We start from the raw sequence: 23,135 nt of genomic DNA on the forward strand, positions 1-23,135 counted from the left end.
TCCCTTTAAGCCATCGCTTTACCGGTGTCAGAACTAATGGACTGGATGTTTTTCAATTTTTTAAGGCGTTTCATCACGTTGTTTTGCTTTCCGAAGTACGTGTAAAGCTCCTTGTATTCCGTATAAAGCCGATCGTATAAGGCAACGTTTTCAGGAATTGGTTTGTACGTTTGATCCTTGATCTTGGCCATATGTGCGACTGCTTCTTCGATATGGTCATAACCGCCGTTCACGCTTCCGGCCGCGAGCGCTCCGAATATCGCAGAACCTAAAGCCGGCGCCTGCGGAGATCCGGATATTTTGATTTCCATGTTGGTGACATCCGCGTAAATCTGCATGATAAACGGATTTTTTTCGGCGATTCCTCCTGCGGCATACAGCTCCTCGATCGGCACGCCGCTTTGTCTAAACGTTTCAATAATGATCCTCGTCCCGTAAGCAGTCGCTTCAACCAATGCACGGTATATCTCTTCAGGCTTAGTGGCAAGCGTCATACCGAGCAGCATGCCTGTCAGATCGGCATCAACGAGTGTTGAACGGTTTCCGTTCCACCAATCCAATGCAAGCAAACCGCTTTCGCCGATTTGGAGACGGTCAGCTTTTTGAGACAGCAGTTCGAAAATGGAAATCCCTTCGGCTTTAGCTTCTTTCATATACGCTTCTGGTACAAAGTGTTGAATCAGCCAATGAAAATGGTCGCCGACGCACGATTGGCCTGCTTCATAGCCGACATAGCCCGGGAGAATCCCGTTTTCAACAACACCGCACATTCCCGGCACCATTCTGACATCTTCACCGAGCAGCATATGGCAGGTAGACGTTCCCATGATCATCAGCATCTTGCCCGGCTCTGTGATGCCGACCGCCGGAACTGACACATGCGCATCAACATTTGCGACAGCGACCGCCGTACCAGCCAGAAGCCCTGTCTTCCCGGCCATTTCTTCAGTCAGTCCGCCCGCTTTTTCACCTACAGAATAAATATCCTCTGTTAATTTTTCGCGAACGATATTTTTCAGCTTCGGATGCAGGCTTGCGAAGAAATCATCAGAAGGATAGCCGCTTTTATTGTTCCAAATCGCTTTATAACCCGCTGTACAATTGTTGCGCTTTCTAGTTCCGCACAGCATATAGACGATCCAGTCGGCCGCTTCCATAATCTCGGCTGCAGCATCATAAATAACAGGCGCTTCTTCCGCGATTTGCATCACTTTTGGAACGAGCCACTCGGAAGAAATTTTCCCGCCGTATGTTTGAAGAAAAGGTTCATTTCTTTCTTCCGCGATTTGATTCAAGCGATTCGCCTGCTCCTGTGCAGCATGGTGCTTCCAAAGCTTGACATAGCTGTGCGGTTCTGACGCATACTCTTCCCTCATGCAAAGAGGAGTGCCGTTCTCGTCAACGGGCAAAATCGTGCAAGCCGTGAAATCGATTCCGATGCCGATGATTTCTTTCGGATCCGCTTTCGACTGCTTTAAAAGGCTCGGAATCGTTTCCTCCAGCACTTCAATGTAATCAGCCGGATGCTGGAGCGCCCAGTCCCGCGGAAGTTTTCGCTTTGAGACGGGAAGCTCCCGGTCTATCACCCCGTGTGTGTACTCTTTGACAGCTGTCGCGATTTCCTCACCTGTCCGGACATCGACGAGAACAGCGCGTCCTGACAATGTTCCAAAGTCAACTCCGATTGTGTAAGGGATAAGCCTTCACCCCCTTAAAACTTGCGAAGCCGATATGCAGCTTCACTCCATTTAAGTTCATTGCGAAGATTTAAAATCGTCGTATCGCGATTGATCAACACCGCTTCAATGCCTGACATTTCGGCCCAATCGAGCATCTGCTCGGCTGTCAGCTGATACGAAAGGCATGTATGATGCGCACCGCCAGCCAAAATCCACGCTTCAGCCGATGTTCTCAAAGACGGCTGCGGCTTCCAAAGTACGCGCGCCACCGGAAGATTCGGCATATCATGCGGAACCTTCTCAGCTTCCACTTCATTGATGACAAGCCTGAAACGGCCGCCCAAATCGATGAGAGAGACATTGACCGCAGGGCCTGCAATTCCGTCGAACACGAGCCGCGCCGGATCGTCCTTTGCACCCATTGACAGCGGATGGACTTCAATTCTCGGTTTGTGATCGGCAATCGACGGGCACACTTCAAGCATGTGGGAGCCGAGAATCATTTCATTGCCCGGTTCAAAATGGTACGTGTAATCCTCCATAAATGACGTTTCTTTTCCGCCGGCCATCACTTTCATCATCCTGACGAGCGCAGCCGTTTTCCAATCTCCTTCTCCTCCGAAACCGTAGCCTTCGGCCATCAGGCGCTGAACGGCCAAACCTGGAAGCTGCTTCATACCGTGGAGGTCTTCAAAGGTTGTCGTAAAGGCCGTATAGCCCCCATTCGAAAGAAAGCGCTTTAATCCAAGCTCGATCCGCGCCTGCTCTTTGACGGATTCCCTTGCCTCTTCGCCTTCCGGCCACTCATAAAGCTCCTCATATTCGGAAATGAGCTCGTTCAGACTTTGTTCTGATACAGTATTGATCTCTGTGACGAGGTCGCCGATTCCATATCCGTCGACAGACCAGCCAAGCTGAATCTGCGCTTCAATCTTATCTCCTTCTGTTACCGCCACATTGCGCATGTTGTCCCCAAATCGGGCGACTTTGATATGACGGCTCTCAATATATGCGACCGCTGCGCTCATCCATTTGTCGATCGAGTGTTTGACGTCTCTGTCTTCCCAATACCCGGCAATGACTTTTCGCGGAATGCCCAATCTCGCTCCGATAAAGCCGTATTCGCGGTCGCCGTGTGCAGACTGATTAATATTCATGAAATCCATGTCGATTCTATCCCACGGAATGTCCCGGTTAAATTGGGTATGAAAATGGAGCAGCGGCTTATTCAGCTCGGACAGGCCCGGAATCCACATTTTCGCCGGTGAAAACGTATGCATCCAGGTAATGATGCCCGCGCACTCCTCGTCCCGGTTCGCCTCTTCAAACAGTTTTCTGACGCCGTCCAGCGAAGTGGCCACCGCTTTGTACTTGACTTGAAACCTTAAATGTCCGTCATTTAATCCGTTGCAGATCATTTTGGAATGCTCTTCCACCTCTTGTACGGCCTCTTCTCCATATAAATGCTGGCTGCCTGTCACAAACCAAAATACATGCGTCTTTTTTTGAATCAAATAGCTTCCTCCTCTTCTTTAAGGTTTCTGTGTAAAGATTAGCAAACTATTAAAACGCTTACAAAAAAAACATGGATATACCTTATTCTCAAACTTATCGCGACTATATGTACGTACAACTAAACTCAAAAACATATTTGTACGAACAACTTCATTATATCATTTTGAAAAAAACTGTCAATTTAATTTCCAGTGTGTTTTTTATTTTTTTTGACAGATTTCAGAACAAAAAAACCGGGCGGAAAAATCGCCCGTCATCTGTTAATAAGTCGGCCACCCTTGGGAATCCCAGTACAAGTCGTTGATGAGCAGCTTCGATACACCATTGTCCAACGCGTCATAAGCGTGTCTGACAAGGATCGAGTTGTTCAGAACATCCTGATGTCCCGGCCCTTTCCAGCGGTCATTGCCGGAATCCAGGATCGTCCCTCCGCCGTTCATCATATTTTTGCCGCTTTTATCATAATAGGGTCCCGTAATGCTCGTTGAACGGCCGTACGCTATTTTATATGTGCTGTTCACCCCTTTACAGCAGCTGTCAAACGAGACAAATAAGTAATAGTAGCCGTCTTTGTAGGTAATGTTCGGCGCTTCAACCGCTCCGCCGTTATTCGGCCTTGAGGCGATCGAATACAGGCTTCCCGTCGGCTTCATCGTGTTTTTATCAAGCCTTGTTAGCTTGATGCCGGTCCAAAAGGAACCGAATGAGAGCCATGGATTCCCGTCTTTGTCAATAACCAGATCAGGGTCAATGGCATTAAACTGATCACCGGATGTCGATCTGATGACCAGCCCGTCATCCCGCCATTGGCCGGATGAAATCCGGTCTGTCGATGCGAGTCCTATCGCTGATGTGTTTGAACCGAAAGACGATACAGAGTAATACAGCCAATACCGGCCGTTATAGTAGCTGATATCCGGCGCCCACTGATGCGGTTCATAATTTGGTACGTACATCTTCCACCAGGACAATGGAGCTGGAAAAATACTCGGGGCAGCACTCCAGTTTCTGCCGTCGGTTGACTTAATGACACGCAGCCCTGTACCGAGCCCGGTTCCAAATGTATACCACGTATTTCCCTCTTTAATGATGGAAGGGTCATGGATGAAATTGTCCCCCTTTGTGTCCCAAAACGCAGCCTTGCCTGATTCAGGCATCAAAAAAGCCAGCAGCAGTCCGAACATCAATCCTGTCAAAGACATTCTCCGCAACACATTTTTCATTCAAATCACACTCCTGTTCTTGTAAATGAAAAAACTGCCTCCCTTTCTTTGTCAATTTTTCGAACAATGTTTATATATGTAAACGCTGTCTTTGACATTACAAAAAAAGCTGACAGCTTATAAAATAAGCCTGTCAGCCACATCTTTCATCAGTCAAACGTAATATTTTGAACCGTCTCTTTATCCAATCGCTTAATCACTTCGGTAATTAATTTTACCGCATGTTCATAGTCATCCCGGTGAAGCATGGCCGCGTGCGTATGGATATACCTTGTCGCGATCGTGATCGACAGGGCAGGCACTCCGTTCGCGGTAAGGTGGATCGAGCCCGAATCTGTTCCTCCGCCTGAGAGGGCGTCAAATTGATACGGAATGCCAGCTTCATCTGCAACATTCGTGACAAAGTCGCGAAGCCCTTTATGGGACACCATTGAAGCGTCATAAAGGATGATCTGCGGGCCTTTTCCCATTTTGCTTGTCGACTCTTTTTCCGTAATACCCGGTGTATCACCCGCGATTCCCACGTCAACACCGAAAGCAATATCAGGCTTGATCGTATGCGCGGCGGTTTTCGCGCCTCTCAGTCCGACTTCTTCCTGTACGGTTCCGACGCCGTAGACGACATTCGGGTGATCCGCTCCTTTCAGGTTTTTCAGCACATCGATCGCGATCGCGCAGCCGATACGGTTGTCCCATGCTTTGGCAAGCAGCATTTTTTCATTATTCATCACCGTAAATTCAAAGTAAGGAACGACCTGGTCTCCCGGAAGAACGCCCCACTCCATCGCTTCCTCTCTGTTCGACGCTCCGATATCGATAAACATATCTTTAATATCCACCGATTTTTTTCTTGCCTCCTGAGACAGGACATGAGGAGGTTTTGAACCGATGATACCGGTGATATCGCCTTTCTTCGTCACGACCGTCACACGCTGCGCCAGCATGACCTGGCTCCACCAGCCTCCAACCGTCTGAAAGCGGAGATAACCCCTGTCATCGATCCGCGTAACCATAAAACCGACCTCATCAAGATGGCCGGCAATCATAATCTTCGGTCCGTCAGCCTGTCCGGTCTTTTTAGCGATTAAGCTTCCCAGTCTGTCTGTCGTAACCTCGTCGGCAAACGGTTCTATGTACGATTTCATGACTTGTCTGGGTTCTTTTTCATTTGCAGGAATTCCTTTTGCATCTGTTAATTCCTTTAGCATCGTCAATGTTTCATCAAGCTTTGCCATCTCTATACAGCCTCCTTAATTAACCCTCATTTACTATTATACAGAAACATCCCTTTTCAATACGACCAATATTCTGTACAGCTTTTTTGGTTAAAAAATGAAACCTTGCGGGAACTGGTTCGTATATATTGGGATATACTCAAAATTACGTTCAAGGGAGGTTCTGTTTTAACATGATTGTCATCATATTGAGACTGGCTTTGCTGGCGCTTTTGGTTTACGTCGTGTACAGGGCCGTTCAATTTTTGGGGAGTCCGGACAGAAGGCTGAAATCAGCACAGGCCAAAAAACACTTTTATTTTTTGGACGAACAGAAAAATGCACGCAAAAATCTCAAGCTGACATTTAAAGGCGTGCTTTTCGAAGGAGAAAAACACATTCCTTCAAAAGACCATCCGCTGTTCATCCATACGATTTTTGTATGGACGGAAGCGCCTGAAGAAAAGCTCAGCTCTTTCACGGAAGAAGACTTCGCAGAATTGGAAGAAAACATTAAAGCCCACTATCCCGATTGCAAAATCGACTGGGATTCGAACATTCAAAAGTGGAGAAACAAAAAAGCAGAAGAGCAATAAGCCTCGTCTGCTTTTTTAATTCATCATATAAAAATAGGTCAAAACGGCTTGCACGGCCAGCAAAAAAGGAATGCCAAGCCTGAAGGAAAGGTGTTTTGTCTTATGTCTGAACCGCATCATCCCGAACCAGACGCCTCCGGATCCGAAAGCGGCCGCAACGAGCCAGATGCGGCGCTCAGATACCCTCCATTTCCCAGTGACCGCTTTTTGCTTGTCTGCTTTCATTAAGAAAAAGCCGTATCCGTTTATGAGGATCGCGTAAATCCATATGAGAGTCATATTGTTCATTTCTCCTTGTTTCGCGGTTGGGGGCTTGCGGCGGCCGGTCTCACGAACCGTTTCACATCCCGCGCGAGTAGCTTCTAACAACAAAAGAAAAAGGCCGGGTTCCGGCCTTTTTCAATTATTTATTCAATTGCGCTTTAGCAGCGTCTGCAAGCTGATTGAATGCGTTCAAATCATTTACAGCAAGGTCAGCAAGCATTTTGCGGTTTACTTCGATACCGGAAAGCTTAAGACCGTGCATCAAACGGCTGTAAGAAAGACCGTTCATGCGTGCTGCAGCATTGATACGAGTGATCCACAGTTTGCGGAAATCGCGTTTTTTCTGACGACGGTCACGGAAAGCGTAGTTTCCTGATTTCATAACCTGCTGGTTAGCTACTTTATATAATGTATGTTTTGAACCAAAATAACCTTTTGCTAATTTGAGAACCTTTTTACGACGTTTGCGTGTAACAGTTCCGCCTTTTACTCTTGGCATTAGATTTCCCTCCTAATTATACCTTTTCCGAATTACTTAATGTTGGCAAGCTGCTGCTTGATGCGTTTGAAATCGCCGGCGCTTACGACTGCGCTTTTGCGAAGCTTGCGCTTTTGTTTTTGAGATTTATTTGCGAACAAGTGACTTGTATATGCATGAGAACGTTTCAGTTTCCCGGAACCTGTCTTTTTAAAACGTTTCGCAGATCCGCGGTGAGTTTTCATTTTTGGCATGGATGTTTCCTCCTTAATTACTTTTCAGTTTTAGGCGCGAGCACCAAGAACATGCTGCGGCCGTCCATTTTCGGCTTCGTTTCAACATTCGCCACTTCCGCGCAGGCTTCTGAGAAACGGTCCAGCACGCGCTGTCCGATTTCTTTGTGCGTGATCGCACGGCCTTTAAAGCGGATGGACGCTTTCACTTTGTCCCCTTTTTCCAGGAACTTGATGGCGTTGCGAAGCTTTGTATTGAAATCATGTTCTTCAATACCAGGGCTCAGCCGAACTTCTTTTAAGTTAATGATTTTTTGATTTTTGCGTGCTTCCTTTTCCTTCTTCTGCTGCTCGAATCTGTACTTTCCGTAGTCCATGATCCGGCATACAGGCGGTTTTGCATTCGCTGCAACCAACACAAGGTCAAGATTTGCGCGACCTGCAATTTCCAGTGCTTCCTGGCGGGATTTGATCCCAAGCTGATCGCCATTTTGTCCGATCAAACGAACTTCACGCGCACGGATACCCTCATTAACCAATTGATCTTTGCTAATAATGAGCCACCTCCATAGAATCTTTGAATTGATTTCACAACTCATTTTGACCGTTTCTTTGCATTCCACAGGCAAACAAAAAGTGCGGGCATCGAAACACCCACACTGCGAACATTGCATAGAAAAATAAGAAATGTACGTTTAACCTGCCAACTACAAGAATGTGTCAATCAGGTGAGAAGCGGGTGCTTCTGCTTGTTGATATATATTCAATTCATTATCCATCTTACATAAACAAATCCTGCAAGTCAAGATATAAAATTTATCACAACATTTGCTATTATATCAGGACACATTTAAAATAGCAATGCTATTTTTTTATTTTTCTTTCACCGGCTCTATCCGCCGATCATTTGGACACATAACGGAACGACAAACACGGTCACGACGCCGACGACGACAACTGCAATACTCGCCATTGCCGCTTCGACTTCCCCCATTTCAATTCCGACGGCGACGCCGAGGGCATGTCCTGATGTTCCGAGCGCCAACCCTTTGGCGATTGGATGCTGCACTTTGAAGATCTTCAAAAAAAGCGCGCCGAGCGCATAGACGATCACTGCGTTAAAGATGACGGCGAAGGCCGTGATATCTTGAATGCCGCCGATTCCTTTTGATAAAGGAAGCGCAATCGCGGTCGTGGCGGCCTGAGGCAGCATGCTTTTCATGACGGCTCCGTCAAGATGGAGCGCGTTTGCGATCAGATAGACGACAGCAACCGAGCAGACAGAGCCCGCAATAATGGCGCCAAGGATTTGCAGCCAATATTTTTTCAGGCTTTCCACCTGTTTGTATAAAGGAATGGCGAACGCAATCGTGGCGGGCTCCAAAAAGAACTTAATGATGTCTCCGCCGCTCTTGTAGTCCTCATATGAAAAACCGCCGATTTTTAAAAATGCAATCCCAAGAATCATCGCGACAAACAGAGGCGTGAACAAGAAAAAACCATTTGATTTTTTAAATAAAAAAGTGCCGATGCCAAATGCGGCCAGTGAAACGACGATACCGAAATAAGGTGTCATAGCGTTAATAACCTCCTATCGATTCAAGAAGCTGTTTTTTTGGCTGATTCAACCCGGTTGTCCTGACGGTCCTTTTTGCTTGCAGACAGGATGAACTGTGAAAACAAGCCTGTCGCTGCAAGCAGAATGACGGTGGCCAGGAAAATCACGAGGACGATCGGCAGCCCGTATTTCTCCATGACACCGAGCGAGTTCATCACTGATATACCCGACGGAACGAATAAAAAACCGATCAGCGAAGTGAGCGCCGTGCCAAGCGATTCGACTTGTTCCAGCTTCAGCACGTTCGCACACAGCAATGCAAACAACATCACCAAGCCGATGACAGACGGAGGAATCGGGATGGGCAGAATCGCGGCGATTCCGTTTGAAACAAACATAATAACAGCAAAAATAAATGCCTGAGTTAAAAAGCCATATTCTTTTTTCCCCTTCATTTCGTTCACCTCTTTGGCTGTGTTGGGTTCATTATATAAAAAGGCCCCGGCCAAAAAAGCGTTTTCAAAATAACTTGCCGGATACCGCCCTTCAATTGCAGAAACGGGACGCTGAAATGCAAATTATTCTTCCGGCTTTGCACATTCTTCACAATTATTTAAATTCCAGAATGTGCTAATGGAGCAAAACAGATCGTATAGTGGTTAATGAGAAAACGATTGATGAGGAGGCTCTGACTCATGAACCATTCAAGAGGAGGGCGCTTTGTTCCGGCTGGCGAATTCGCATCTTTAGCAAGACGCGGCCTGATGCCTGAAGACGCTTCGATCGCCGCCGGCGCGCCCCGATTTGCAGATTATCCATTCAAGCTTGGAGTGGCTTCAGGTGACCCGCATCCCGACGGGGTTGTCATTTGGACGAGGCTTGCCCCCGATCCGCTTGCCGAAGACGGTTTAGGGGGAATGCCCGGCAGAGCCGTCCCTGTTCAGTGGGAAGTAGCCGAAGATGAACATTTCCGCAAAGTGGTGAAGCGCGGGACCGTCTCAGCGCTCGCTGAGCTCGCCCACTCCGTTCATGTTGAAGTGAACGGCTTAAAGCCGGGAAGCTATTATTGGTACCGGTTTAAAGCGGGACGGGAAATCAGCCGGACAGGCCGTACAAAAACAGCGCCTTCCCCGCACGCCGACATCAAGGGAATGTCGTTCGCTCTCGCCTCGTGCCAAGCTTGGTACCACGGATATTTTACAGCTTACCGGCATATGGCCGAAGACCATCCGGACGTTGTTTTTTTCCTCGGAGACTATATTTACGAATATGCCATTAATGCTAAAAATCTTTTCCGCGATGTGACTTTATCTGCTGCCCATAACGCAAAAACCGTCACGCTCAGCCAATACAGACTCAGATATTCTCTTTTTAAGACAGACCCGGACCTCCAGGCCATTCATGCGCTGGCTCCCTGGGTTGTGACGATGGATGACCATGAGGTCGAAAACAATTATGCCGGCATCCATTCCCAATACAACACATCTCCGGACGATTTTCTCCGGCAGCGCGCAGCGGCGTACCAAGCTTTCTACGAAAATATCCCGATCCGCAGCACATCGATTCCAAATGGGCCTGACATGCTGATGTACAGGCGGTTCCGCTATGGAAACCTGGCTGAATTCAATGTTCTGGACACCCGGCAGTACCGCAATAATTTTCCGACAAATGAGGCCGAACGGCTTGAGCCGTCACGCTCCATACTCGGATTTGACCAGGAGCGCTGGCTTTTTAACGGCTTGAGCCGGTCTGACACGGTGTGGAACTTTTTAGTCCAGCAAGTCGTCCTGGCTCAAATCGACCGCGATACAGGCCCCGGAGTTGAGTACAGCACAGACCAGTGGGACGGTTTTCCTGCTTGCCGCGACAGGCTTTTTTCCGCATACAAGGCATACGGCATCCAAAACCCCGTTGTGCTGACAGGAGATATTCACAGACATGCCGCTGCCGACTTAAAGGAGAACTTCGACGATGCGGGCTCAGCGACAATCGGAACCGAGCTGATCACAACTTCGATATCTTCAGACGCTGACGGCAGCGAGACCGATTCATTGGCGCCGATCTGGCTCGGAAACCCGCATGTCAAACTGTACAATGCGCAGCGCGGCTATGTTCGCTGCCGCTTGACGCCCCGGCAGCTTGAAGCCGACTTTCAGGTTCTTCCTTATATCACACGGCCCGGCGCCCCAGTCTCAACTTATGCCACATTCTCCATAGAAGCGGGACGGCCCGGGCTTCAGCGCTAAAAAACGGCGGTGAATGACGAATTCAGTCTTTCACCGCCGCTGATCATTTTTTACACCATATGCAGCCGTTTTTTCAGCTCTTTCGCGTATGTACGGCTGACAGGAATCGTGGAGCCGTCTTTCATCAGGAGGTTGTATGTCGAATTGAACCAGGGTTTGACTTCTTTAATATGATCCATATTTGCGAGAAAGCTTCTATGCACCCTGATCAACGCCGTCTGTGAAAGCTTTTGTTCGAGAACGACTAATGTATCGTGAACCGTGTATGCCTGATCAAAGGTTTTCACTGTGACGTGTCCGTCTTCTAACCCGGCGTATACGATTTCGTCCGGATCGAGAATGACGATCGCTTCGTCAATGCTGAGAGCCAGCCTGTGGCGGCCCGCAAGCTGCTGCCCCTCCTGATGGCCGGGACGCATCCTTTTATATTTTTGAATCGTCTGTCTGATTCGCTCCTCATCAAACGGCTTTGTCAAATAATCGACCGCATCCACTTCAAATGCTTTCAGCGCATATTCATCATAAGCGGTCGCAAAAACGACAGCCGGAGGCGCCGACATTTTTTTCAGCCGCTTCGCAATGTCAAAACCGTTCTCCCCAGACAAATCGATGTCCAAGAAAAGAATATCGGGTTTGTGATCCGCCATTTTGTCAAACGCTTCTTCGATATGTTCAGCTTCATCGACCGCAACCACTTCTTCGGTCTGCTCTAATAAATATCTAAGCTCGTCTCGCGCAAACATTTCATCATCCACGATTAATACCTTGAGCATCTCTGTTCCCCTCTCTTTCGGTTTGAAAAGGAATCTTAAAGGATATCTCTGTTCCTCTATCAGGTTCGCTGGCAAGCTCGAGGGCAGCCTGGTGCCCGAACAAACCGGTAAGCCGCTGATTCACATTGTAAAGCGCCGTCCCGTTCCCTTCTTTTGAAGGTGCGGGCGCCTGTCCCAGCTGTCCAAGCAGCTCGGGATCAATTCCCCTGCCGTTGTCTGACACCTTCATCAAAACGCCGTCCTGCTCTCTCACAGCGCATACTTTTACCGTGCATACCTTTTGTTTTCTCGGGAATGCATGGCGAAGCGCGTTTTCAACAAGCAGCTGCAATATAAATGGAGGAATTTCCATGCTTTCAAGACCGTCCTCGATATGAAAATCAATATGATACTTGCCAGGGAACCGGGCCTGCTCCAATGATAAATAGGCTTCCAGGTGGTTCAGCTCTTTTGAGAGCGGAATCATCAGCTGCCTGGCTCCCTGCAGATTGGAACGAAAATAAACGCTCAACTGCAGGAGGAGTTTCCGCGTTTTTTCGGGATCTGTCCTGCACAGAGCAGAAATCGTATGGATGGCATTAAATAAAAAGTGCGGATTGACCTGCGCTTGAAGCGCCTTGATTTCGGCATCTTTCAAAAGCTTGCTTTGCAGCTCAGCCTCACCGAGTTCTAGCTGAGTGGAAAAAAGCATGGCAAGCCCTTCGGCGAGCTCTTCCGTCACACGGTTAAGACCGGATGGATGCTTAAAGTACAGCTTCAGCGTGCCAATTGTTTCGCGGTTGGAGAAGAGCGGCAGTACGATCGCCGCCTGCAGCGGACAGGAACGGTGCGCACACTCGATTTCATCGCGCGACTTCACTTTCATGACCTTTCCGGTTTGAATGACTTTTTTCGATAAACCGGTGATCAGATTTTTCGAAGGAATATGATGATCTGCTCCATCTCCAACATGAGCGAGAATGTTCTCTCTGTCCGTAATCGATACGGCATCCGTCCCCGTCATCCGGTGAATAATGAGAGCGGCGCTTTTGCAGGAATCCTCATTCAGTCCCCGGCGGAAAAAAGGAAGCGTCTGATCCGCTATCGAAAACACCTTATGGGTCTGAACGGCCCGCGCCTGTTCCTCTTTGCGGATAATAGACTGAATGATCGATAGAAAAATAAAGCTGCCCGTCCCGTTGACAATCATCATCGGAATGCCGATCATCTGAACGAGCGCAATAGCCTCAGCCTGCGGTTTTGCAAGTACGAGAATCATCAGCATTTGCAGACCCTCCATACAAATACCCGCCAGAGCGGCTACCCTTGGTGTCACCATCTGATGCCGTTTCCTGAAAAAGCTGCCGATATAACCGGCGATGACGCCAGCCAGCAGTGAAGAAACCGCACAGCTCAAAGCTGTCGTCCCTCCCAGTGAAAAACGGTGAATGCCTGACAATAGCCCGACACCCGCTCCGACAAACGGCCCTCCGATCAGACCGCCGATTTCGACACCGAGAATTCTCGTATTGGCAATCGAGCTTGACGGATCGATCGCAAAAATCCAATCATTGTTCAAAATCTTATGTTCCCGGATTTCAATGCCTGTATAGTTGCTGATGATGCTGAACAGGGAAAAAATGAAGATGAGAACCCCTTTTCCCTTATACCCTTCCGGATGCTGGAGGTGCTGACGGAACACCTTCATATGGGCCAACATAAAGCCCAGGATAACGATGATCCCCACTCTCTCCAGCATCATGATCATGAGTTGAATCATGTACTTCCCCTTGCTTTCTTTCTGTATCGGAATTTGCTCTTATTCTATCATACCTCTTTTTATTCACACTTTGACGCGGCATGCTTTACAAAATAAAAAAGGCAGCAAACAATTGCTGCCTTCAGATTGTTGACAAAATCCCAAAACGACTTTTTGTTTTGGGATTTTGTCATCCTTTCAGCGTGATTGAAAACCCTTGCAGTCTAGGAAGGCCGAGCATCGGAGCGGACTTTCACAGGAGGTGATGACGGCGGTGTTCAGGCAGGACGCCTGGGTGGTTAGCCGCCGATCCTTCCTCTATTCGTGAGCACCGACGCGCAGGCCTGACAACGAATGCGAGGGTTTGTCGACACGCTGAAGGCAGCAAACAATTGCTGCCTTTACCTTATTTGCTGCTACCCGTTTTCAAATTAACAATCAGCCACACAACTTGAATAATGAATGGAAATATAAATGCAATCAATAAAACGATAAACGCTATTAATTTAAGCTCAGGCGTTTGAGTAACACCGGCGCCATCAACATCTCTCAGCCACACGAGAGCCGTCCCCATTACAAAAACGGCCATCCAAAATATGTTGCAAATCCACCAAAATATCCATCGTTTTTTCACAAAACCATTCCTTCCATTTCTACACTGTATCTGCTTCTTCTGTCCGCATGTGAGCCCGTTATCACGAACATAAGGTGCATCTTAAAAATCCCCTGCATTTCCAAACAATAGAAACCCGTTTCATTCTATCATATTCGAGAAGCTTTCACACTTTGACACTGCATTACATCACATTCTTAAATTCATTTCTTTCACAGACATTTAATCTATTGTAAAATAAATAAGAGAATTCTATAAATTAATGGCAGAGGAGAAGATCATGAAAGCCGTATTTTTTGATTTAGACGATACATTGCTCTGGGATGAAAAAAGCGTCAGCACAGCATTTTCCAAAACGTGTCTTAAAGCTGAAGAAAAATACGGAATCCATGCGGAAGAATTTGAAGCAGCGGTCCGCGAAGCAGCGCGAAAGCTTTACACGTCTTATGAAACATATCCATACACCGTCATGATCGGCATCAACCCATTTGAAGGCCTGTGGTCAAACTTCAGCGAGCCGATCAGCGAAGGCTTTCAAAAACTGAACAAAATTGTTCCTGAATACAGAAAAAACGCATGGACAAACGGATTGAAGGCGTTTGGCATCGACGATCCCGCCTTCGGGGAAGAACTCGGCGAATATTTCGCCGCAGTGCGCCGAAAGAGCCCTTTCGTGTATGAAGAAACATTTGCCGTTTTAGATGAACTGAAAGGAAAAGTAGAGCTTCTTTTGCTGACAAACGGCGATCCGAGCCTGCAGAAAGAAAAGTTGGCAGGCGTACCGGAACTTGCTCCTTATTTTAATGAAATCGTCATTTCCGGTGAATTCGGAAAAGGAAAGCCTGATCCAAGCATATTTGAACACTGCCTCAGCCTCCTCGGCATGACAAAGGATGATGCCGTGATGGTCGGAGACAACTTGAACACCGACATCCTCGGGGCTTCCAGAGCGGGCATTCAAACCGTCTGGGTCAACCGCAAAGGCAAAAAGAATGAAACTGACCTTACACCCGATCACGAAATCAGCCATTTGAGCGAACTGTTCGATATCCTCCGCGGAAAAACAGCCGACAAACTAAGCAAAAAAGCATGACTCCCGAGCGGGAATCATGCTTTTTTCTCGTTTATTTCTTTGCTTCTGCAACGGCTTTTTTAATGAAGTCTGCAAAGGCAACTGTTTCTGATTTTTGCTCTCCGTATTTGCGGACGTTGACGGCTTCGTTTTCAACTTCCTGGTCGCCGACGACAAGCATGTACGGGATTTTTTGCATCTGTGCTTCACGGATTTTATAGCCGATTTTCTCGTCACGGATATCGACTTCAACGCGAAGTCCTTCACGCTGCAGGCGCTCTTGAACTTTTTTGGCGTAGTCAAGATGCACGGACGGCGATACAGGGATGACCTGGAACTGAACAGGGGCAAGCCATGTCGGCAATGCGCCTTTATGCTCCTCAATTAAGAAAGCGACAAACCGTTCCATTGTGGAAACGACACCTCTGTGAATGACGACCGGACGATGAGGTTTTCCGTCTTCTCCGACATATGTCAGATCAAATTTTTCAGGAAGAAGGAAGTCCAGCTGTACAGTTGACAGTGTTTCCTCTTTTCCGATTGCTGTTTTGACCTGAACGTCAAGCTTCGGTCCGTAGAACGCCGCTTCCCCTTCGGCTTCGTAATAATCGTGTCCGATCTCGTCCATCGCTTCCTTCAGCATCGATTGCGCTCTGTTCCACATTTCATCGTCATCGTAATATTTCTCTGTATCTTCAGGGTCGCGGTAAGACAAGCGGAATGAGTACTGCTCAAGGCCAAAGTCTTCATACACTTCCTGAATCAGGCGGACAGTGCGGATGAACTCTTCCTTAATTTGATCGGGACGGACGAAAATGTGCGCGTCATTCAAAGTCATCCCGCGAACACGCTGCAGACCTGAGAGAGCGCCTGACATTTCGTAGCGGTGCATCGTTCCGAGCTCCGCGATCCGGATCGGCAGTTCACGGTAGCTGTGAATGTCGTTTTTATAAATCATCATATGATGCGGACAGTTCATCGGTCGAAGCGTCAATGTTTCATTGTCCATTTCAATCGGAGGGAACATTGTGTCTTGATAATGATCCCAATGCCCTGACGTTTCGTAAAGTTCTTTGCTGCCAAGGACAGGTGTATACACGTGCTCATAGCCGAGCGCAAGCTCTTTGTCAACGATATAGCGCTCGATGACGCGTCTGATGGTTGCACCCTTTGGCAGCCAAAGCGGCAGCCCTTGCCCTACCTTTTGCGAAATCGCAAACAGCTTCAGTTCTTTTCCGAGCTTTCTGTGGTCGCGTTCTTTTGCTTCCTCAAGGAGGCGAAGATGCTCATCAAGCTCCGCTTTTTTGAAGAAAGCCGTACCATAAATGCGCTGGAGCATCTTGTTGTTGCTGTCTCCGCGCCAGTATGCTCCCGCAAGGCTCAGCAGTTTGAACTCCTTGATTTTTCCTGTCGAAGGAACGTGAACACCGCGGCACAGATCGAAGAATTCGCCCTGCTCATAGATCGATACCGTTTCACCTTCCGGAATCGCATCAAGCAGTTCCAATTTCAAATCATCGCCGATTTCGGCAAACCGGGCTCTGGCTTCCTCACGGCTGACTTCTTTTCTTACGATCGGCAGATTTTCGCCAACGATTTTTTTCATTTCCTTCTCAATCTTCGGAAGGTCTTCCGGAGTCAGCGCTTCTTCCATATCCACATCGTAGTAGAAGCCGTTTTCAATGACCGGACCCACGCCGAGCTTCACGTTTTTATACAGGCGCTTGATCGCCTGGGCCATTAAGTGTGCAGTACTGTGGCGCATGATTTCAAGCGCTTCTTCGCTGCCTTCTGTAATGATTTCGATGGCGCCGTCCTCAAGGATCGGTGCGCGCAGATCGATTTCTTTGCCGTTTAATTTCCCCGCTATTGATTTTTTCTTTAAGCCGGGACTGATTGATGCCGCGATATCTTCTGTTGTCGTCGTTTTTGCAAACTCCTTAACCGCTCCGTCAGGAAATTTGATTTTTACCATATCTGACATCCTAGTCACTCCTTTTTTTTTACAAAATAAAAAATCCCCGTCCCCCTATGAAAGGGACGAGGATTAATAAACGGAATTCGTGGTTCCACCCTTTTTCCCGAAAACGCAAAAAACCCGTCGCGCTCTCGGCTTTCGGTTCTGTAACGGGAAGTCCCGTCAGTCATTACTAGACACATTGCCGTTCACAACTGATGTTCAAAGGCGGTAAAAAAATGCTCCTTGGCTTAAGAGACTTTCAGCCGTGGTCTCCCTCTCTGTCAAACCGGTGTTCATCTTTTCATGTCCTTATCGATACATAATATCTTTAAGTTTACATCGTATTATAAATCGTTTTTCACACAAAATCAAGAATGCTCTTCCAAAATGTTTTCTCGCGGATGAAAGGCGTCAAGCGAAAGAATCCGTACGCGCTCCTGAAAAATATTTTGAATGGTCTGAACCATGGCGTGTTCCCGGTCTTCTGTATAGAGGTCTATTTTTTCCGGCGCAATCGATACGAGCGGAGCCAGGAGATGGGAATCAATATACATCGGGTGTTCTCTTACGAACCGCCTGTCTATGTATTTTTTTTGTTCCCGTTCAGAAATATACTTTAATTCCCACAATACAAAATAACCGTCGTGCACAATGTGGACATGGTCAAGCATCGGCTCTTTCGACATGACGTAGTCTCTCAGCGATTGAATGAATGTCTGATATTCCTGTTCCATTTTATACTCGTCGATTGCCGCCTCCACATAAGACCTGAGGCGTTCATAATACCTCCCGAGGCGAAATGTCATAAAGGACCGAATGGAAAAGACGTTTTCCTCAAGACAAATCGTTTGGAGCTCCTGAATGATGTAATGTTCGCGAGGGGTGTCGTCCTTGTTGAGAGGAAGCCCTTCAAGTTCGCCCTCCATAATGCTGTGGGCCAGTTGAAGAATCTGCTGCTGTTCATCCCGGTCCAAAAAGTAATAATCGCCTTCAATAACCGAAAGCATGTATTCGTCTTCTTTGCATTCTGTAAAAAATCTCGTCAGAACCGGCTCAATATAGGCCTGAATACTGACAGAGGAATGGGTCTTTTCAATTCCGATCTTCCCTGGTGCTTCGTGAATCTTGATATGCCGGTTCGCATCCGCATTGCGAAGGAGATGCAAAAACGCGGCTGTATCATAATCATCTTCAAATGTAATTTCAAGCATGTTTGTCCCCCCTAACAACATCTGATACATGTATATGGGGGTGACAAATAAAATAGACGTAAAAAAAGGATGAGCCCTTAATCGAGGAGCGCCTGCACTTTTTTTCTGAACAAAAGAGGCACGGTAATGAATATCAAGTAAATTGCCGCTGCAGCTGCAATTGCTATGATGTCGCCGGTCAAGAGGCTTGACCCGAGCACATTTAAAATAACGGTGCCCGGAATGATGCCCGCAGCCGTCGCCAGGGCAAACGACAGGGGCTTCACTTTTGACACGCCTGCCGCATAGCTAACCGCGTCAAAATGAATCGGCGCGAGCCTCAAGAGCAGAATGCAGAAAAAGCCGTTTTTCCGCAAAAGCGTCCGCAGGCTGTCAAGCTTCAGCGGCATGTGCTGAAGGTTTCCGCCGAGCCTGTATGCAACAGCGAATGACAAAAATGCACCGCCCGCCGCACCGATAAAAGAATACAAAGAGCCAAACAGCGGACCGAATGCGAGGCCCCCGCTGACGGCGAAAACGGAAGCAGGTAGCAGCAAAAACGGCCGGATCATCAATAATCCGATATAGATGAGCGGGGCGAAAATCCCGAAGGATAAGACGCCTTCTCTTATATGAGCGGGGCTCAGATTCAGATATTTCGCATTCAACCATAGTCCGGCCGCCGCGATTACGGCGATAACCGTCCATTTGGCCAATGTTCTTTTTTGCATCTTCTTCATCTCCGTAATTGAAGCTCGGGATCATGTGATTACTGACGCCGGTTTTTCCCGTCCAGCCGGACAGGCGTCGCTAAATACAGCACCCTCTCCATCAGCCTTGCCGCTTTCACCTCTTCTTTTTCGCCCCTTTGCGAATAGGTGAAATGGTGTTTCAGTTCATCAGGGTCAAAGTTGGAAGAGAAAAACGTCGGCAGCTGATGAGACATTCTGTGCTGAAGGATGGCGCCAAGCACCTCATCCCTCACCCAGCTTGACATGGACTCCGCACCGATATCATCGAGCATTAGAATCGGCGTAGACTTGACCATCTCAAGCTTTTCTTCAAGCGACTGATCGTGTATCGCATTTTTCAGTTCCCTGACAAATTCGGGGACATAGACGAGAATGGATGGATGGTCCTTTGCCGCAAGCTCGTTGGCGATGGCGGCCAGCATAAAGGTTTTTCCGACCCCGAACTTCCCGTAGACGTAGATGCCTTTTCCCTTTCCCGTTTCGTTATAGTCATGCAAAAAGCCCGTCACAAGCTGAAGGACCTTTAATCTGCTCGGATCATCTCCGTCAATATCGGCAAACGTAGCATTCAAGAGATCCTGTTGAATATAGATGCTTTTAATCAGCGACCGCTGTCTTTCCCTCTCGTCCGCTGCCTTTTTTTCCGGACACCTGTCATATTGAACATCGATCGTTTTTCCGTTCATCACAAGCTTTGGATGATAACCTTGAATCAGGTTTTTGCACTCTTTCAGACTCGGGCAGTCTTGGCATGCTTTGCTTTGCTGTGTAAATTCATAAAGCTTGTTTAGGCTCCTGTCGATCATTCCTTGATCCACTTCTGACTGACGGCTGTTTAAAAACTCCTGAACATCCTTGTCAGAGAGCACTTTTTCTTTCATATCTTCAAGGCGTTTTTGAAAATCGGGTCTCGTCGTCACGCCTTGCAAAGCGCGTTTAATCGGCTCCATCATCTTCACCTCACATTAAAGAGCGGAATGGTTTTTCAGTTTTTTTATTTCTTCGAGCAGCTTCTGCTTCTGTTGGTCAAAGCCTTCTCTCGTTACGGAACCGGCCGGCTCTGTTTCGAGCGGTTTGCTGTCGGCTTCATCACTTTCCCGAAGCCAGTCAGGCAGCTTTTCTTCCCTGATGACTTTCTTGTTCCGGGAAGGCTTTTTCTTCCCTTCCGCCCATTCAAGATATTGGCGGTTTTCTTCTTTCGCAAGCTTCATGGCTTCTCTAACCGTGCGAACGTTTTTTCTGGCCCAGTGAGAAGCTATTTTTTGGGTGTAATTTTTCGAAAGCTTCATATCGGTTTTCAGCATGACATAATAAATCAGAACATTGATGACGCCGGGCTCTAATTTTTGGTCAAGCATTATTTCTTCTATAATTTTCAGATCGGCTTTGGATGGTTCCGCTCCGCCGCCGATATCCTGCAGCAGCTTTTTCGGCGATACCTGCTCAAGCAAAGCGATCAAATTGTCTTCCTTGGCATTCGTTGACGACTGTTGATTCGGCTGTTCGCGGAGATTCATCGGCTGCACTTTGTCGACGAGTTCCGGAAGCGGGCCGCTGCGCTCGATCTGATACCAGTCGCTCGCCGCTTTTCTGAGCGCTTCTGTCGTGATCGTATCGTGCTCATCAACGGCTGACATGACGACGTTTTGCATCTGAAGCGGTTCGATCCCGTAGAGAAAGGCGAGCTTTTTAATCGTTTCCTTCACTTGGTCTGACAGCGCTTTTCTCGGAATAAGCGTGTCGGATAAACCGGCGAGAAACAGCTGAAAGTCAAAGGCGTCGTCTGTGACCGCCGCCGGTTTGCCATTCCCTTCTTTCATCCATTCACGATCTTCGCGAAGCTCCATCGCTTCGATCATATCGTCAGACATCTTCCATTCGCTCGGCTGGACAGATGCAAAAACTTCGTTGAAAGAACGGGTGATATCCCGTGCTTCTTCGGGAACAGACGGGTGGGAAAAGTATTCTTTCAGCTGCTGAAACCTCGCTTTTCCGACGCGGTTGTACAAGAAGACATTCAGCATGCCGTCCTGAAAGAACTCATCCGGTCTGAGCGGCGGAATCAATTCATATATAAACAAACGCTCGTCTTCCGTTTCTTTCATATAAGTTTTCAACAGTCCGATTCCCTCAAGCTTTTCCTTCTCTGAGTGAATCGTCTTCAGGTTGGTCTGCATCGCCGCCATCAGCTGTCTGTGAGTCGAGCTTTTCCCCCAGACTCTGTTTTGCTCCAGTTCCCCCCACAGCGTGAGAAACAAGCTGAATGAAAAAGAGCCGATTAGAGGCTGATACAATAGCGTGACAATTTGCCGGTCCAAGTCCTGAAGCAATCCGCAGCTTTTGACAACGTACGGATCGACAGGAAGCAAGTCTTTCCAATAATTACTCATATCTTTTGTCAACCTTCCACTTTGTTTCTTGTCCTCATTTTACACCTTTTTCAGGCCTTCATGTCACACGACCGTGGTTTTATCATGAGAAAAGAGCTGGATTAATTTACAGCTCTTTACCGTTCTTTCTTTATTAAGTCTTTCAGCTCGTCGATAAATACGTTAATATCTTTAAATTGGCGGTATACTGAAGCAAACCGGACGTATGCGACTTCGTCGATTTTCGCAAGCCGGTCCATCACCATTTCTCCGATCATATCGCTTTTCACTTCAGCAACGCCTTGATTTCTAAGCTCTTTTTCAATTTCAAAGCAAATATCCTCAAGTTGCTTTAAGGCGACAGGGCGTTTTTCGCACGCTTTGATCAAACCGCGGAGCATCTTCTCGCGGCTGAATTCTTCCCGGATTCCTTCTTTTTTTACGACGATGAGCGGAATTTCTTCCACTTTTTCAAATGTAGTAAATCGATAGTTGCATGATTCGCATTCGCGTCTTCTGCGAATCGATCTGCCTTCGTCAACGGGACGGGAGTCCAAAACCCTCGTCCCGTTATGCTGACATGCTGGACATTTCATTTTTTCAGCTCCCTATTCAATTGTTTGAATGTACAGATTTCTGCAGCTTTCCGTCCAGTTCGCTGTATAGCGTCGAGACAAGCCCGCGGCTGTAGCCAAAATCGGTCGGCAAAAACGTTTCCGTTGACACATTAAAATCCACCGCTGTATCAAAAGGGCGAATCGACACGACTGTCGCCACCACAAAAGCTTTTCTCGTTTTTTTCACCTCGGCGCTGATTTCTCCTCTTTCTTCCGACACCGATGTCACCTTACAGCCGTCAAGGCCTTCCAGCACTTCCTTTACAGCATTGAGCGCTTCTTTTGACGCCGCTTTATAATAGCGGCTCTTCAGCTCGTCCGAAGGATGGCGGTCAGACGTTTCGGCGTGTGTAGAAAAAAACCGGTGAATGTTTTGAAAAAGACTCATATCCCCTGTCCCCTTTGTCTTTCTTCTCTATATTTTATTAAAAAAATGGTTGATTTCCAAGGGAAAACAAATTAGGGCAAGAGAATGCCGGGGAGAATATGTTTCGGGGATTGTCGCGAGAGGAAAGAAAAAGGAGCGGATTTTAAAAGCGGTGTCCGCTTTTTCATCCAGCTCCTCTATCGGCATTAAAGTGCCTGTGCTTTGGCGTTGGCCTGTTTCACCTGAACAGGTCCCATGCCTCTCGGTATTTCAATGTTCTCTCTTGTTTCTGCTCTTAATTCTTCTGCGATATAATCGGCAGCTACGTTCGGATCTAAATCTCCGCAAGTATAAACATCAATGCTGGCATATCCGTGTTCAGGAAAACTGTGAATGGTCAAGTGAGATTCAGAAATGATCACAACCCCGCTTACACCTTGAGGTGCAAACTTATGAAAGGCTACCTCACGTACCTCAGCACCTGACTTCAGTGCCGCATTTACAAACGTTTTTTCAATAAAATCCATGTCATTCAGCTTATCAAAATCGCATCCCCACAGTTCGGAGATAACGTGACGCCCCATTGTTTCCATAGCATGGACCCCCCTTAACAAGAATTAGAAAAGTGAATTTCCAAGCAACTGAACCGGTCATTTACCACGGGGGAAAGTTAGTCCG

The 23,135-nt window shown here is 47.6% G+C and carries 24 protein-coding genes and 1 other annotated feature; of the genes, 3 read left to right on the forward strand and 21 right to left on the reverse strand.

Annotated elements, in window-relative coordinates; all coding sequences use genetic code 11:
• Positions 1 to 5: 5 nt before the first annotated feature.
• The 4 genes from araB to MHB72_RS15970 all read right to left on the reverse strand — a co-directional run bounded on the left by araB (position 6) and on the right by MHB72_RS15970 (position 5,652).
• Entirely contained in the window at positions 6 to 1,697 is a 1,692-nt protein-coding gene (gene araB, locus MHB72_RS15955) for a ribulokinase (protein WP_216920268.1), read from the reverse strand.
• A 14-nt stretch (positions 1,698 to 1,711) separates the two neighbouring features.
• Positions 1,712 to 3,193, reverse strand: a complete 1,482-nt coding sequence (araA, locus tag MHB72_RS15960) for an L-arabinose isomerase (protein WP_035338198.1) — start codon at positions 3,191 to 3,193, stop codon at positions 1,712 to 1,714.
• A 261-nt stretch (positions 3,194 to 3,454) separates the two neighbouring features.
• On the reverse strand, positions 3,455 to 4,417 hold the full coding sequence (locus MHB72_RS15965) for a glycoside hydrolase family 43 protein (protein ID WP_216919809.1): 963 nt from the start codon (positions 4,415 to 4,417) through the stop codon (positions 3,455 to 3,457).
• A 149-nt stretch (positions 4,418 to 4,566) separates the two neighbouring features.
• Positions 4,567 to 5,652: a M42 family metallopeptidase gene (locus MHB72_RS15970; RefSeq protein ID WP_020452527.1), complete on the reverse strand. Its 1,086-nt coding sequence runs from the start codon at positions 5,650 to 5,652 to the stop codon at positions 4,567 to 4,569.
• Positions 5,653 to 5,825: 173 nt separating this feature from the next.
• Between MHB72_RS15970 and MHB72_RS15975 the strand changes: the two genes are divergently transcribed.
• Positions 5,826 to 6,227, forward strand: a complete 402-nt coding sequence (locus MHB72_RS15975) for a hypothetical protein (protein WP_023855473.1) — start codon at positions 5,826 to 5,828, stop codon at positions 6,225 to 6,227.
• Between the two features lie 15 nt (positions 6,228 to 6,242).
• Here the strand turns inward: MHB72_RS15975 and MHB72_RS15980 are convergent, their stop codons facing one another.
• From MHB72_RS15980 to lrgA, 6 genes are all read right to left on the reverse strand, one after another.
• On the reverse strand, positions 6,243 to 6,506 hold the full coding sequence (locus tag MHB72_RS15980; protein ID WP_216919808.1) for a DUF1294 domain-containing protein: 264 nt from the start codon (positions 6,504 to 6,506) through the stop codon (positions 6,243 to 6,245).
• 124 nt (positions 6,507 to 6,630) lie between these two features.
• Positions 6,631 to 6,990 carry a 50S ribosomal protein L20 gene (gene rplT, locus MHB72_RS15985; protein WP_003184266.1) on the reverse strand — a complete coding sequence of 120 codons (360 nt, stop codon included), beginning with the start codon at positions 6,988 to 6,990 and terminating at the stop codon, positions 6,631 to 6,633.
• 32 nt (positions 6,991 to 7,022) lie between these two features.
• A complete protein-coding gene (gene rpmI, locus MHB72_RS15990; protein ID WP_003184267.1) occupies positions 7,023 to 7,223 on the reverse strand; it encodes a 50S ribosomal protein L35 in 201 nt (66 codons plus the stop codon).
• A 17-nt stretch (positions 7,224 to 7,240) separates the two neighbouring features.
• Positions 7,241 to 7,759 carry a translation initiation factor IF-3 gene (gene infC, locus MHB72_RS15995; protein ID WP_145654358.1) on the reverse strand — a complete coding sequence of 173 codons (519 nt, stop codon included), beginning with the start codon at positions 7,757 to 7,759 and terminating at the stop codon, positions 7,241 to 7,243.
• 67 nt (positions 7,760 to 7,826) lie between these two features.
• Positions 7,827 to 7,959 (reverse strand) — a sequence feature (ribosomal protein L20 leader region).
• 135 nt (positions 7,960 to 8,094) lie between these two features.
• Positions 8,095 to 8,778, reverse strand: a complete 684-nt coding sequence (lrgB, locus tag MHB72_RS16000; protein ID WP_075212766.1) for an antiholin-like protein LrgB — start codon at positions 8,776 to 8,778, stop codon at positions 8,095 to 8,097.
• A 23-nt stretch (positions 8,779 to 8,801) separates the two neighbouring features.
• A complete protein-coding gene (gene lrgA, locus MHB72_RS16005; protein ID WP_075212767.1) occupies positions 8,802 to 9,215 on the reverse strand; it encodes an antiholin-like murein hydrolase modulator LrgA in 414 nt (137 codons plus the stop codon).
• 240 nt (positions 9,216 to 9,455) lie between these two features.
• Between lrgA and MHB72_RS16010 the strand changes: the two genes are divergently transcribed.
• On the forward strand, positions 9,456 to 11,006 hold the full coding sequence (locus tag MHB72_RS16010; RefSeq protein WP_216919805.1) for an alkaline phosphatase D family protein: 1,551 nt from the start codon (positions 9,456 to 9,458) through the stop codon (positions 11,004 to 11,006).
• A gap of 50 nt (positions 11,007 to 11,056) precedes the next feature.
• Here the strand turns inward: MHB72_RS16010 and MHB72_RS16015 are convergent, their stop codons facing one another.
• From MHB72_RS16015 to MHB72_RS16025, 3 genes are all read right to left on the reverse strand, one after another.
• Positions 11,057 to 11,779, reverse strand: a complete 723-nt coding sequence (locus tag MHB72_RS16015) for a LytR/AlgR family response regulator transcription factor (RefSeq protein ID WP_020452534.1) — start codon at positions 11,777 to 11,779, stop codon at positions 11,057 to 11,059.
• Complete coding sequence (locus MHB72_RS16020; protein ID WP_020452535.1) at positions 11,754 to 13,538, reverse strand: sensor histidine kinase; 1,785 nt, start codon at positions 13,536 to 13,538, stop codon at positions 11,754 to 11,756. The genes MHB72_RS16015 and MHB72_RS16020 overlap by 26 nt, the downstream gene beginning before the upstream one ends.
• Positions 13,539 to 13,923: 385 nt before the next feature.
• The gene (locus MHB72_RS16025) at positions 13,924 to 14,151 is read right to left on the reverse strand and encodes a DUF3923 family protein (RefSeq protein ID WP_020452536.1); all 228 of its coding nucleotides are present in this window, start codon (positions 14,149 to 14,151) and stop codon (positions 13,924 to 13,926) included.
• Between the two features lie 259 nt (positions 14,152 to 14,410).
• Between MHB72_RS16025 and MHB72_RS16030 the strand changes: the two genes are divergently transcribed.
• On the forward strand, positions 14,411 to 15,223 hold the full coding sequence (locus MHB72_RS16030) for an HAD family hydrolase (RefSeq protein ID WP_020452537.1): 813 nt from the start codon (positions 14,411 to 14,413) through the stop codon (positions 15,221 to 15,223).
• 31 nt (positions 15,224 to 15,254) lie between these two features.
• Here the strand turns inward: MHB72_RS16030 and thrS are convergent, their stop codons facing one another.
• From thrS to speD, 8 genes are all read right to left on the reverse strand, one after another.
• Complete coding sequence (gene thrS, locus MHB72_RS16035; RefSeq protein WP_020452538.1) at positions 15,255 to 17,186, reverse strand: threonine--tRNA ligase; 1,932 nt, start codon at positions 17,184 to 17,186, stop codon at positions 15,255 to 15,257.
• A gap of 344 nt (positions 17,187 to 17,530) precedes the next feature.
• Complete coding sequence (ytxC, locus tag MHB72_RS16040) at positions 17,531 to 18,373, reverse strand: putative sporulation protein YtxC (RefSeq protein ID WP_050820732.1); 843 nt, start codon at positions 18,371 to 18,373, stop codon at positions 17,531 to 17,533.
• 77 nt (positions 18,374 to 18,450) lie between these two features.
• Positions 18,451 to 19,083, reverse strand: a complete 633-nt coding sequence (locus tag MHB72_RS16045; protein ID WP_023855476.1) for a TVP38/TMEM64 family protein — start codon at positions 19,081 to 19,083, stop codon at positions 18,451 to 18,453.
• 38 nt (positions 19,084 to 19,121) lie between these two features.
• The gene (gene dnaI, locus MHB72_RS16050; RefSeq protein ID WP_020452541.1) at positions 19,122 to 20,054 is read right to left on the reverse strand and encodes a primosomal protein DnaI; all 933 of its coding nucleotides are present in this window, start codon (positions 20,052 to 20,054) and stop codon (positions 19,122 to 19,124) included.
• Between the two features lie 15 nt (positions 20,055 to 20,069).
• Complete coding sequence (locus MHB72_RS16055; protein WP_023855478.1) at positions 20,070 to 21,494, reverse strand: replication initiation and membrane attachment family protein; 1,425 nt, start codon at positions 21,492 to 21,494, stop codon at positions 20,070 to 20,072.
• Positions 21,495 to 21,610: 116 nt separating this feature from the next.
• The gene (gene nrdR, locus MHB72_RS16060) at positions 21,611 to 22,069 is read right to left on the reverse strand and encodes a transcriptional regulator NrdR (protein ID WP_020452543.1); all 459 of its coding nucleotides are present in this window, start codon (positions 22,067 to 22,069) and stop codon (positions 21,611 to 21,613) included.
• A 16-nt stretch (positions 22,070 to 22,085) separates the two neighbouring features.
• Positions 22,086 to 22,478: a hypothetical protein gene (locus MHB72_RS16065; RefSeq protein ID WP_059231767.1), complete on the reverse strand. Its 393-nt coding sequence runs from the start codon at positions 22,476 to 22,478 to the stop codon at positions 22,086 to 22,088.
• A 185-nt stretch (positions 22,479 to 22,663) separates the two neighbouring features.
• Positions 22,664 to 23,050, reverse strand: coding sequence for an adenosylmethionine decarboxylase (speD, locus tag MHB72_RS16070; protein WP_020452545.1), 387 nt, complete (start codon positions 23,048 to 23,050; stop codon positions 22,664 to 22,666).
• Positions 23,051 to 23,135 lie beyond the last annotated feature (85 nt).

It is taken from the genome of Bacillus sp. FSL K6-1284, from assembly GCF_038002625.1.
In the GTDB taxonomy this organism is placed as follows: Bacteria; Bacillota; Bacilli; order Bacillales; family Bacillaceae; genus Bacillus; species Bacillus paralicheniformis.